This window comes from Arthrobacter sp. Y3221157 (assembly GCF_059089865.1).
Genome location: NZ_JBNHFD010000034.1, coordinates 23054 through 34488, shown reverse-complemented (window position 1 = coordinate 34488; position 11435 = coordinate 23054). Strand labels below are relative to the sequence as shown.

General features: G+C 66.9%; 11 protein-coding genes and 1 pseudogene. 6 read left to right on the top strand and 6 right to left on the bottom strand.

Annotated features, from left to right (window positions below):
• Positions 1-443 (bottom strand): annotated as a pseudogene (locus tag AC5RTT_RS10835) (sensor histidine kinase); the annotation flags it as partial.
• A 180-nt stretch (positions 444-623) separates the two neighbouring features.
• Here AC5RTT_RS10835 and AC5RTT_RS10830 point away from each other — a divergent pair.
• Positions 624-1004 (top strand): DUF485 domain-containing protein, encoded by a 381-nt coding sequence (locus AC5RTT_RS10830; RefSeq protein WP_494010485.1) that lies wholly within the window; start codon positions 624-626, stop codon positions 1002-1004.
• Positions 1001-2617, top strand: a complete 1617-nt coding sequence (locus tag AC5RTT_RS10825) for a monocarboxylic acid transporter (protein ID WP_494010484.1) — start codon at positions 1001-1003, stop codon at positions 2615-2617. Before AC5RTT_RS10830 ends, AC5RTT_RS10825 begins: the two co-directional genes overlap by 4 nt.
• Positions 2618-2701: 84 nt before the next feature.
• On the opposite strand, the gene AC5RTT_RS10820 is transcribed toward AC5RTT_RS10825, so the two are convergent.
• From AC5RTT_RS10820 to AC5RTT_RS10805, 4 genes are all read right to left on the bottom strand, one after another.
• The gene (locus AC5RTT_RS10820) at positions 2702-3322 is read right to left on the bottom strand and encodes a hypothetical protein (protein WP_494145189.1); all 621 of its coding nucleotides are present in this window, start codon (positions 3320-3322) and stop codon (positions 2702-2704) included.
• Positions 3323-3328: 6 nt separating this feature from the next.
• On the bottom strand, positions 3329-3733 hold the full coding sequence (locus AC5RTT_RS10815; RefSeq protein ID WP_494145188.1) for a DUF4383 domain-containing protein: 405 nt from the start codon (positions 3731-3733) through the stop codon (positions 3329-3331).
• A 140-nt stretch (positions 3734-3873) separates the two neighbouring features.
• The gene (locus tag AC5RTT_RS10810) at positions 3874-4428 is read right to left on the bottom strand and encodes a hypothetical protein (RefSeq protein ID WP_494145187.1); all 555 of its coding nucleotides are present in this window, start codon (positions 4426-4428) and stop codon (positions 3874-3876) included.
• A gap of 243 nt (positions 4429-4671) precedes the next feature.
• The gene (locus tag AC5RTT_RS10805) at positions 4672-5145 is read right to left on the bottom strand and encodes an Lrp/AsnC family transcriptional regulator (RefSeq protein ID WP_494010480.1); all 474 of its coding nucleotides are present in this window, start codon (positions 5143-5145) and stop codon (positions 4672-4674) included.
• A 194-nt stretch (positions 5146-5339) separates the two neighbouring features.
• Between AC5RTT_RS10805 and pdhA the strand changes: the two genes are divergently transcribed.
• Genes pdhA through AC5RTT_RS10790 form a run of 3 tightly spaced genes read left to right on the top strand, consistent with a single transcriptional unit; the run spans position 5340 to position 8961 of the window.
• Positions 5340-6509: a pyruvate dehydrogenase (acetyl-transferring) E1 component subunit alpha gene (pdhA, locus tag AC5RTT_RS10800; RefSeq protein WP_494145186.1), complete on the top strand. Its 1170-nt coding sequence runs from the start codon at positions 5340-5342 to the stop codon at positions 6507-6509.
• Positions 6509-7519 (top strand): alpha-ketoacid dehydrogenase subunit beta, encoded by a 1011-nt coding sequence (locus tag AC5RTT_RS10795; RefSeq protein ID WP_494145185.1) that lies wholly within the window; start codon positions 6509-6511, stop codon positions 7517-7519. The genes pdhA and AC5RTT_RS10795 overlap by 1 nt, the downstream gene beginning before the upstream one ends.
• Before the next feature lie 8 nt (positions 7520-7527).
• Entirely contained in the window at positions 7528-8961 is a 1434-nt protein-coding gene (locus tag AC5RTT_RS10790; RefSeq protein WP_494145184.1) for a dihydrolipoamide acetyltransferase family protein, read from the top strand.
• Between the two features lie 55 nt (positions 8962-9016).
• Here the strand turns inward: AC5RTT_RS10790 and AC5RTT_RS10785 are convergent, their stop codons facing one another.
• On the bottom strand, positions 9017-9676 hold the full coding sequence (locus AC5RTT_RS10785; RefSeq protein WP_494145183.1) for an SACE_7040 family transcriptional regulator: 660 nt from the start codon (positions 9674-9676) through the stop codon (positions 9017-9019).
• Positions 9677-9820: 144 nt separating this feature from the next.
• On the opposite strand from AC5RTT_RS10785, the gene AC5RTT_RS10780 reads away from it, so the two are divergent.
• On the top strand, positions 9821-11428 hold the full coding sequence (locus tag AC5RTT_RS10780) for a carboxyl transferase domain-containing protein (protein ID WP_494145182.1): 1608 nt from the start codon (positions 9821-9823) through the stop codon (positions 11426-11428).
• Positions 11429-11435: the final 7 nt, after the last annotated feature.

Sequence of the window (11435 nt, the reverse complement as noted above, 5' to 3'; positions counted from 1 at the left end):
GCGCCCACAACGCGGGAGTCTGCCCGGACGGGCGCGATGACGGCGGCAAGGCCGCCGCCGGTACCGTCCGCGCCGGCCGGCAACACGGCGGTCCGGCCTCCTGCCAGGACGGGAGCAGCAAGTTCCATCAGCCGGGGCTTGAGTTCCTCGCCGGCTCCGTCCCAGGCAAGGACGCCGGACGTGTCCGTGATGGCCAGCGCGTCCGAGCCCAGCAGGGTGCGCAGCTGCCGGCTGGCTTTCGCCGCGCCGGCCGGATTCAGGCCGCGCCGCAGGTGCTGGCCCGCCTGGGACGCCGCGTGCAGCGTGTGGTAGGTGGCCCGTTCGGCATCCGTGCCAAGGTCTCGGAAGGAGCGGAGCACCTTGAGGCCCACGCCGACGACGACGGCGATGGCCAAGGCGATCACGGCCACGGCCGCAGCGGTCAGGAGGGGGGAGTCCGGCATGGAGCCCAGCGTAGCGGCGGGTGCCGTTTGCCGCAGCATCCCGACCGTTGAGCGACCACGGGCGCCCTTCCACTGGAATCCGGCGGCAGGCACCCGCACAGTGATTGGAGTCACACCCAAGGTGTGCCTGCGCAGGGCCGCCGGCCGGTGTGTCCCGGCAAGTCTCAACGAGGAGGAACGATGGGTCACGATGCCCATACTCCGGACGCAGCGGCGTCCGTGGACTTTGAACAGGTCCAGTCGACCGGGCAGTTCCAGGAACTGCGCAAGCGTCACCGCAGCTTTGTCTTCCCCATGGCAGTGGCCTTCCTGCTGTGGTACTTCGCCTACGTCCTGCTCGCCGACTACGCCGTGGGATTCATGTCCACCAAGGTCTGGGGCAACATCAACATCGGACTGATCCTCGGCCTGCTGCAGTTTGTCTCAACATTTGCAATCACCAGCTGGTACGTCAGTTACTCGAACCGGCGGCTGGACCCCATCGCCGCGGATATTCGGAATGAGATTGAAGGACATGAGTTTGATAAGGATGGCAATCGAGTGGGCGAGGTAAACAAGTGATCGGGATTCCCGCAGCGGTTGATGTCGCCGCCCTCAAGGACACCACCCTGCTGAACATGGGCGTCTTCGCACTGTTCGTGGCCGTTACCATGGTGATCGTCTTCCGGGCCAGCCGGAACAACAAGACCGCCGCGGACTACTACGCCGCCGGACGCTCCTTCACCGGGTCCCAGAATGGAACTGCCATCGCCGGGGACTACCTCTCTGCGGCGTCCTTCCTGGGCATCACCGGCGCCATCGCCATCAACGGATATGACGGGTTCATGTACTCCATCGGCTTCCTGGTGGCCTGGCTCGTGGCGCTGCTCCTGGTGGCTGAGCTGCTTCGCAACACCGGCAAGTTCACCATGGCGGACGTGCTGTCCTTCCGGCTCAAGCAGCGGCCCGTCCGGATTGCCGCCGCCATCTCCACCCTTGCCGTCTGCTTCTTCTACCTGCTCGCCCAGATGGCCGGCGCCGGCAGCCTCATCTCCCTGCTCCTGGGCATCAGCGACTGGGGTGGACAGGCCCTGGTGATCATCGTCGTCGGCGGCCTCATGATCATGTACGTCCTGATCGGCGGCATGAAGGGCACCACCTGGGTCCAGATCATCAAGGCAGTCCTGCTCATCGCCGGCGCGGCCGTCATGACGCTCTGGGTCCTGGCCATCTACGGCTTCAACCTCTCCAGCCTCCTGGGCGCCGCAGTGGAAACCGCCAACAACCCGGCGGTGCTGAACCCCGGCCTGCAGTACGGCAAGACCGAAACCTCCAAGCTGGACTTCATGTCCCTGGGCCTGGCCCTGGTCCTGGGCACGGCCGCCCTGCCCCACGTCCTGATGCGCTTCTACACGGTCCCCACCGCCAAGGAAGCCCGCAAGTCCGTGGTGTGGGCCATCTGGCTGATCGGCCTCTTCTACCTGTTCACCCTGGTGCTCGGTTACGGTGCAGCTGCCCTGGTGGGTCCCGAAACCATCAAGACCGCCCCGGGCGGCGTCAACTCCGCCGCCCCGCTGCTGGCGTTCTTCCTGGGCGGGCCGCTGCTGCTGGGCTTCATCTCGGCCGTGGCCTTCGCAACCATCCTGGCCGTGGTGGCGGGCCTGACCATTACCGCTGCGGCATCCTTCGCCCATGACATCTACGCCAGCGTCATTGCCAAGGGCAAGGCCGACGCCGACACCGAGGTGAAGGTTGCCCGCCGGACCGTGGTGGTCATCGGCGTCCTGGCCATCCTGGGCGGCATCCTCGCCAACGGGCAGAACGTTGCGTTCCTGGTGGCACTGGCGTTCGCCGTCGCGGCATCCGCCAACCTGCCCACCATCATCTACTCGCTGTTCTGGCGGAAGTTCACCACACAGGGTGCCATCTGGAGCATGTACGGCGGCCTGGGCGCGGCCATCGTGCTGATCATCTTCTCCCCGGTGGTCTCGGGCGGCGCAACGTCCATGATCAAGGACGCGAACTTTGCCTTCTTCCCGCTGAGCAACCCCGGCATCGTTTCCATCCCGCTGGCCTTCTTCCTGGGCTGGCTCGGCACGGTGCTGGACAAGAAGCGCGAGGACAGCGCCAAGCAGGCAGAGATGGAAGTCCGGTCCCTCACCGGGGTGGGCGCCGAAAAGGCCGTCAACCACTGACCATCCGCCCGCGGGTGGCCTGAAACCGCAGCCGCCCTGCAACGAAAAAAGCCTCCGTGCCGAATCATCGGCGCGGAGGCTTTTTCAGCGCTGGTGGTGTCCCACGGGCGGGGGATTGAGACCATGCTCGCCGTGGGGGACGGCGAACTGGCCTGCCGTTGAAGCGGCGAGTCCCGGCGTCGCGATTCCTGCCACCAGCACCGCACCGCCGAAGGCTGCCAGCAGCAGCCGGCCGGGATACGCGGCGGACGTCCCGGATGCGGAGGATGGGCTCCGGTGCCGGCCCAGCCACGCCACGGCCCCGATGATCATCAGCGTCAGCAGCAGGGCAGCCAGGTGGCTCAGGTTGAGCCCCCCGCCGGCCGGTGCGCTGAACAGTGCGGCGGCCGCATGGACGGCGGCGGCTGCCAGCAGGATGCCCCGGGCCGTCCGGCTGCCCGGAAAGCTTCCCCGGGCCAAGTGGATCACCGCGCCCGCCAGGAGCCCGGCACCCCAGAGCCCGGTGAGTCCGCCCGCGGCGAACTCCGCCGGCCCTGCGGTACCCGCTGTCCCGGCGAAGAGGCTTGAGGAAATGGCCAGGTTGACGGTGCCGGCACCGAAGCCCGCGAAACCGGCGAAGAGCCGGACAGCGGCAGGTACCGGAGCGTCAGGGGCTTCCGGCGCTTCTCCCGGCTCCAGCGTACGGGCGGCTGCGCTCCGGTTCATCGTGCCCTAGGCCCGGACGGTTGCCGGGGACTTGTCCAGCGAGAGGCCCACACCCAGCAGCAGTACAGCGCTGGCGAGGTGCAGCACGTTGTCAGCGCCGTTCAGGGCGATGATGTTCAGCGGGGAGTTCAGCAGGAACAGGCCAAGAACGCCGACCAGCAGGTAGACGGCGCCAACGGTGGCGTTCACGGAACGGGCCATCGCGGTGCCCCTCAGCCCGGCGAAAAGCAGCGCGGCACCGATGGCGAGGTGGATGACGTTGTGCAGCGGGTTGACTTCGAAAATGATGAGGTTGGCACCCTCGGTGGCGGCGAAGCCGACGCCGGACGTGACGGCGAAGCCGAGGAGGCCCACCAGCAGGTATACGGCTCCGAAGACGGTGGCGACGAGGCGGTTGGGTGAAGTGCGCATGGCCCGAATCCTTCCGGTAGGGCGGGGGAGGTGTTCCCCGCCGGACTGCGGGTCCCCGGCCGGGACCCTCGGAAGCGATTCGGACCATGCGGAAGTGCGGATGGGTAAATGGTCAGCAAACTTCCTAATGCGGATTCCGGCTACGGCGCCGGCCTGAGCTTGATATTGGTCATCTTCAGTTGGTCCGTGCCCTCGAACCGGTATGCCAGGTCCACGTTCTTGCCCTCGCAGGTGATCAGGCCCACGATATCGGCAGACTTGACGCCGTTCTCCGTGGCCACCTGGAGGCCGTTGTACTCCGGCTCGCAGGTATCGTCCATGTTGAGGCTGGCGATGCCGGACATGAACGACTCCTTGGACAGCTGCTCCTGCAGCGCGGGGTCAAGGTAGTCATCGTAGGCTTTGGAGCTCTCCCCGGCGATGACCAGCTGGGTGAAGCCGTCCGCAAGGCCCTTGGCCTGGTTTGTTGCGCTGCCCGCCACATTGACCAGGATGACGATGCCCAGGCCCACCAGCAGCAGGACGCCGCCAATGGCTGTCAGGACCACCCACAGCTTGGGGCGCCTCCTCGCCGGCGGCTCCTCGCCGGGAAGGCCGAACGGGCCTGCGGCCGCGTACTGGCCCGGCTGCTGAGGGAGTTGCTGCTGGCCCGGGCCGGGGCGGCCCGGCTGGTACGGTTCCTGGGGACTGCTCAAGGTGGAGCCTTTCCAAAAATGGTGCTGGGGTGCAGAGGTCCGGTTCGGGTCCCCGGCGAATTTCTGGGACAAGCCTATAACCCGGGCGCCCAGGCCTACTTGCCGGCCGGGTTTCGCCGTCGTAAAACGCTCTCTCACTTGCGGCGCTGTTCCGCAAAACGCCCGCTCACTTTTGGCGCCCCTTCCGCCAACGCCCTCTCACTGACGGCGGGCGAAGCCGCTTCATCCCTGCGGCAGCCGTCCTCAGCCGCGCGCTGATCCGCGTTCCAGCAGGGGCTGCACCCGGAACGGGATGAGCTCACCCATCGCAAGGGCAGTGTCAGCCCGCTCCACGCCGTCGCAGGCCAGGATCTTGCCGTTGATCCGAAAGAGATCCTCGGCGTCCACTGCCACCACGCGCAGGAGCAGGTCTGCGGATCCGGTGAGGCCGTAGCCTTCCAGGATCTCGGGAATCTCTGCCAGCTGCCCCGCCAGCTGCGTGAGCTTCTGCTGCTGGACGTGCACCGAGATGAAGGCCATCAGGGGGTATCCCAGCGAAGCCGGATTGATGCGCCGCTCGAAGGACAGGAAGGCGTGCTTCTTTTCCAGCTGCGCCAACCTCGCCTGCACGGTGTTCCGGGAGAGGCCCAGCTGCTGGGCAAGCGCCACCACCGTTTTCCGCGGATCCTCCGCGAGGGCCGATAACAGCCGGGTATCAGTGCCATCCAAAGCTTGCATAATGCGCAAAGCTAGCACGGTCCCGAAGCCCCGCACAGAGCATTTTGCTCAAGGATCTGCGCGGCAGTTGTACCCCTTGAGCATTGTGAGTAGGGTCACAATTATCCGGGGCAACGGCGCCCGGGAGGCCGGCAGGGCGGGAGCCACAAGTTCCAAAGCTGCTGGTCAACGACGTGAGAAGGTTGCGGGCTATCGTGTCTACAGACGGAACGGGCCAGGGCGGAGCATCCGCCCCCACCAGCGCCCAGGGCACCTCCGGACCGGCCTCCAGGCTGGTCCAGCTGATAACTCCTGCAGGGGAGCGGGTCAGCCATCCCGAGTTCGATTTCTGGGTCCGGGACATCACCGATGAGCAGCTCTGCTCGCTGTATGAGGACATCAGCGTCGTCCGGCGCATCGACCTCGAAGCCACGGCGCTGCAGCGGCAGGGCGAGCTGGGGCTGTGGCCGCCGCTGCTGGGCCAGGAGGCGGCGCAAATCGGGTCTGCGCGGTCCCTCCGCAGCGACGACTTCGTGTTCTCCAGTTACCGGGAAAACGGGGTGGCCTACTGCCGGGGCGTTGGCCTGGCGGACCTGCTCCGGGTGTGGCGCGGCAATGCGCCCTCCGGCTGGGACCCGTACACCGTTAACATGGCCACGCCCCAGATCATCATCGGCGCCCAGACACTGCACGCCACCGGCTACGCCATCGGCATCCAGAACGACGGCGCAGATTCGGTGGCCATCACCTACTTTGGCGACGGTGCCACCAGCGAAGGCGACGTCAACGAGGCCATGGTGTTCGCTGCCAGTTTCCAGGTCCCCGTGGTGTTCTTCTGCACCAACAACCATTGGGCCATCTCTGAACCTGTCAGGCTCCAGTCCCATATCCAGCTCGCGGACCGCGCGGCGGGCTTCGGGATTCCCAGCCTGCGCGTGGACGGCAACGACGTCCTGGCCGTGATGGCTGCTACCCGCGTCGCGCTGGACCGGGCACGGCGGGGAGGTGGTCCCACCTTCGTCGAAGCCGTCAGCTACCGGATGGGACCGCACACCACCGCCGACGACCCCACACGCTACCGGGACCCCAACGAGCTCGAGGACTGGGCCGCCAAGGACCCCATCAGCCGGATGGCGGCGCTCCTGGACCGGAAGGGCCTGCTCACCGAAGATTTGCAGCAACAGGTCAAGGACAAGGCCGACGCCGTTGCCCGCGAGATGCGCGACGGGTGCACCCAGATGCCCGATCCGGAGCCGCTGGACGTCTTCAAGCATGTGTACAGCACCCCCAACTCCTGGCTGGACCGGCAGCAGGACCACTACTCCCGTTACCTGGCCTCCTTCGGCGATCCCGATACGGCCACTCTTGAAGAAGGTGCACGCTGATGACCCAGATGACCTTTGCCCGCGCCATCAACGCGGGCCTGCGGAAGTCCCTTGAGAACGATCCGAAGGTTGTCCTCCTGGGTGAGGACATCGGCACCCTCGGCGGCGTGTTCCGGGTGACCGACGGGCTGCAGAAGGACTTCGGGAAGCACCGGGTGGTGGACACGCCGCTCGCAGAATCCGCCATCGTGGGCACCGCCGTCGGGCTCGCCTACCGGGGCTACCGGCCCGTGGTGGAAATCCAGTTCGACGGGTTCGTCTACCCGGCCTTCGACCAGATCGTCAGCCAGGTGGCCAAGCTGCACTACCGGACGCGCGGAGCAGTGAAGATGCCCATCACCATCCGGATCCCGTTCGGCGGCGGCATCGGCTCGCCCGAACACCACTCCGAATCCCCGGAGGCCTACTTCACGCATACCGCCGGCCTCCGGGTGGTCTCGGTGGCGAACCCGCAGGACGCCTACACCGTCATCCAGCAGGCCATCTCCTGCGATGATCCCGTCCTCTTCTTTGAGCCCAAGCGGCGCTACCACGATAAAGCCGACGTGGACGAGTCGGCCGGTGGCGGCTCGGCCCTGCCCATGGACCAGGCGAGGGTCCTCACGGAGGGCTCGGACGTCACGCTGGTTGCCTACGGTCCGCTGGTTAAGACGGCGCTGGACGCCGCAACCGCTGCCGCTGACGAGGGCATTTCCATCCAGGTGATCGACCTGCGCTCGCTGGCGCCGGTGGACTACGAAACGATTGTGGCGTCGGTCCGGCGGACCGGGCGGCTGGTGGTCACCCATGAAGCCGGCGAGTCTGGCGGGCTGGGTGCCGAAGTAGCCGCGAGCATTACCGAACGCTGCTTCTATCATCTTGAGGCGGCGCCGGTGCGGGTCACCGGCTTCGACATCCCGTACCCCTCCTCGAAGCTTGAGATGCACCACCTGCCCGGCCTGGACCGCATCCTGGACGGCGTGGACCGCGCGCTGGGCCGCCCCAACTCCCTCAGCGGGCTGGAAGGATGAGCGGCACCATGATCAAGGAATTCCGGCTCCCGGACCTCGGCGAGGGACTCACCGAGTCAGAAATCCTCAGCTGGAAGGTGGACGTGGGTGACACGGTCAGCTTGAACCAGGTGATTGCCGAAGTGGAAACGGCCAAGGCGGTGGTGGAGCTGCCGTCACCGTTCGCCGGCGTCATCAAGGAACTGCACGAACAGCCGGGCACCATCGTGGAGGTGGGCAAGCCCATCGTGTCCTTCGAAGTGGCGGACGACGCCGGGACCCCGGCTTCACTGCCTGCAGCCGCTTCCGCAGAGGGAGGGGAAGCGGCGGTTGAGACTCCCAAAAGGCAACCGAACCTGGTGGGGTACGGTGCCGTCGTCGAAAGCTCGGGACGCCCGGTCCGCCGCCCCCGGAACCTTCAGGCACACGGGACCGCGCAGCCAGCATCCCGGATGGCAGAGCCCGAAGCCCCGATAGTTGAGCCAGCCGAACCCGGGGCGGCGAAAACCGTACCCGCGGAAAGTGTGCATGCCGGAACCGGAGCCGCGGTGCCGGAGCCCGGGCACCAGGGCGAGCGGCCCCGCTCGACGCCGCCCGTGCGCAAGCTGGCGAAGGACCTCGGCGTGGATCTGGCACAGGTTCCCGGAACCGGTCCCAACGGACTCATCACCCGGGAGGACGTTCAGGCCTTCCTGGACGGCAAGCCCGCGCACGAGCCGGACGGCGCCCTGGCGGCCGGGGCCACCTCCATGCAGCAGGGAGCACGGGAGACGCGTACTCCCATCAAGGGTGTCCGGAAGTTCACGGCCGCGGCGATGGTGGAGAGTGCCTTCACGGCGCCGCACGTCACCGAATTCCTGACGGTGGATGTCACGCCCACCATGGAGCTGCTGGCCAAACTCAAAGCCAGCAGCGCGTTCTCCGGGGTAAAGCTCACGCCGCTGACCCTGGCCGCCAAGGCGGTGCTGATCGCACTACGGCGCAACCCCGGCCTGAACGCGAGGTGGGACGAGGCCAGCCAGGAGATCGTCACCTTCAACTACGTGAACCTGGGTATCGCGGCAGCAACGCCCCGCGGCCTGACGGTGCCCAACATCAAGGACGCCGATGCGCTGTCCCTGCACCAGCTGGCGGAAGCGCTGACGGCCCTTACCGAAACTGCCCGGGCTGGAAAGACCGCCCCCGGAGACCTCTCCGGCGGCACCATCTCCATAACCAACATTGGCGTTTTCGGCATTGATGCCGGCACCCCCATCCTCAATCCGGGGGAAGCGGCCATCCTGGCCATGGGGGCCGTGCGGACCATGCCCTGGGAGTACCGGGGCGAGGTGGCGCTGCGGCAGGTCCTGACGCTCAGCCTGTCCTTCGACCACCGCCTGGTGGACGGCGAGCAGGGGTCCCGGTTCCTGGCCGACGTCGGCGCGATCCTGGCCGAACCCGGCATGGTCCTGACCATGGTGTAGTGGAAAGGGGCCGGCCCCCGCGCCAGCGCTCCGGGCCGGCGGCCGGAAGGGGTTGTCAGGGGGCCGGGGGAATACTGACGGTGAGGGCGGCCAGGGCCATCCCCTCCAGCAGCGGGCGGGCGGCCGCGGCGGTAATCCTGCGGCCGTGACTGCGCACCGAGTGCGGGGTGGAGTTGATGAGGCCGAACGTGGCGTGCGCCCGCATCCGAAGTTCCGGAATGTCCACGTCCGGGTGGACGCCGGCGAGGACCTCCACCCACACCTCCACGTAGCTCCGCTGGAGGATGCGGACAGCGGCCTGGTCCTGCTCGGACAGGTTGCTGAAATCGCGGTCCTGCACCCGGATCACGTCCGGCTTGCCCAGGGCGAAGTCCACTTGGAACGCCACCAGCCGCTGCAGGGCGGCCAGGGGATCGGGGCTGGCCTCCACCACGTGGCGGCCACCGTCCAGCAAATCCTGGCTGACCGTCAGCAGCAGGTCGGCCAGGACTGCCTGCTTGCCCGGGAAGTGGCGGTAGACGGCCGGCCCGCTGACTCCCGCCGCCGCGCCCAGGTCCTCCAGCGACACCTTGTTGAACCCGTTCGCCGCGAACAGTGACGCGGCGGCAGCCAGCAGTGCCTGGCGGCGGTTCTCCTTCGCCTTGCTGCGCTGGGTTGATGGGCTGCGGCCGGCTGCGCTGCGCTCGCCGGTCTGCGTGGTATCGGTGCTGGGCACTTTTCCTCCTAGGACCCGCAGATTCTAGCAAGGCGGCCCAGGTGTTGGACATCACAGTTACGAGAGACTAACCTGAATTTCAGTTATTGAGCACTAACCGAGTTGGAGCGGATCCGGCTTGGCTCATGGAGGAACGGACCGTCAATGGAGACCCTTGTCAGCAGGATCAACCCGGCCAGCGAGGCGTTCGGTGCCAACAGCCAGGCCCAGAGGGAACTGGCCGGGGAGCTCCGGAAAAGACTGGCCGAAGCGGCACTGGGGGGTCCTGAAAAGTCCCGGCAACGCCATGTGGCAAGGGGCAAGCTGCTGCCCAGGGAGCGCATCGACCAGCTACTGGATGACGGCAGTCCCTTCCTGGAAATCGCGCCGCTGGCGGCCAACGGCATGTACAACGATGAAGCTCCGGGCGCGGGCGTCATCGCCGGCATCGGGCTGGTGCACGGCAGGCAGGTGCTGGTGATCTCCAACGACGCCACCGTCAAGGGCGGCACCTACTACCCGATGACGGTCAAGAAGCACCTCCGGGCCCAGGAGATCGCCCTCGAAAACCGGCTTCCCTGCATCTACCTCGTCGACTCGGGCGGCGCATTCCTGCCTAAGCAGGATGAAGTCTTTCCGGACAGGGACCACTTCGGACGCATTTTCTACAACCAGGCGCGCCTGTCAGCGGCCAAGATCCCGCAGGTCGCCGCCGTCATGGGTTCCTGCACCGCGGGCGGAGCCTATGTTCCCGCGATGAGCGACGAGACGGTCATCGTCCGCAACCAGGGCACCATCTTCCTGGGCGGCCCGCCGCTGGTGAAGGCGGCCATTGGCGAAATCGTCAGCCCGGAGGAATTGGGCGGCGGGGAGGTGCACTCCAGGATTTCCGGTGTGACCGACCACCTGGCCGAGAACGACCATCATGCCCTGCAGATCATCCGGGATATCGTGGCCACGCTGCCGCCCCCGGCCCCGCCCGCGTGGCAGGTGGAACCCGCCGTCGAACCCGTTGCCAGCACGGAAGAGCTGTACGGCGCCGTACCCACGGACGTCAACGCCCCCTACGACGTGCACGAAGTCATCACCAGGCTGGTGGACGGCAGCACCTTCCACGAATTCAAGAAGGACTACGGCACCACGCTTGTCACCGGCTTTGCCCGGCTGCACGGACACCCCTTGGGTATCGTGGCCAATAACGGCGTGCTGTTCAGCGAGTCCTCCCTCAAGGGGGCACACTTCATCGAACTCTGCGACCAGCGCGGCATTCCGCTGCTCTTCCTCCAGAACATCTCCGGCTTCATGGTGGGCCGGGACGCGGAGCAGGGCGGCATCGCCAAGAACGGGGCGAAAATGGTCACGGCCGTGGCCACGGCCCGGGTTCCGAAGCTCACGGTGGTGATCGGCGGATCCTTCGGAGCAGGCAACTACTCCATGTGCGGCCGGGCCTATTCGCCGCGGTTCCTGTGGATGTGGCCCGCCGCCCGGATCTCCGTGATGGGCGGCAACCAGGCCGCCAGCGTGCTGGCTACTGTCAAGCGGGACCAGTACGAAGCCGCCGGGGAGGAATGGCCGGAACAGGACGAGGAAGAGTTCAAGGCCCCCATCCGGCGGCAGTACGAGGACCAGGGCAGCCCCTACTACTCCACCGCCCGCCTGTGGGATGACGGCGTGATCGACCCCGCAGACACCCGCACCGTCCTGGGACTGGCGCTCGACGTCGTCTCCCGCACCCCGTTGCCGGACACCTCCTTCGGCCTTTTCCGGATGTGAGCACACC

Bases quoted from the DNA above. Each gene is read 5' to 3' on its own strand.
- AC5RTT_RS10830 (WP_494010485.1), top strand. From the start codon at position 624: ATGGGTCACGATGCCCATACTCCGGACGCAGCGGCGTCCGTGGACTTT.
- AC5RTT_RS10820 (WP_494145189.1), bottom strand. From the start codon at position 3,322: ATGAACCGGAGCGCAGCCGCCCGTACGCTGGAGCCGGGAGAAGCGCCG.
- AC5RTT_RS10815 (WP_494145188.1), bottom strand. From the start codon at position 3,733: ATGCGCACTTCACCCAACCGCCTCGTCGCCACCGTCTTCGGAGCCGTA.
- AC5RTT_RS10805 (WP_494010480.1), bottom strand. From the start codon at position 5,145: ATGCAAGCTTTGGATGGCACTGATACCCGGCTGTTATCGGCCCTCGCG.
- AC5RTT_RS10795 (WP_494145185.1), top strand. From the start codon at position 6,509: ATGACCCAGATGACCTTTGCCCGCGCCATCAACGCGGGCCTGCGGAAG.
- AC5RTT_RS10790 (WP_494145184.1), top strand. From the start codon at position 7,528: ATGATCAAGGAATTCCGGCTCCCGGACCTCGGCGAGGGACTCACCGAG.
- AC5RTT_RS10780 (WP_494145182.1), top strand. From the start codon at position 9,821: ATGGAGACCCTTGTCAGCAGGATCAACCCGGCCAGCGAGGCGTTCGGT.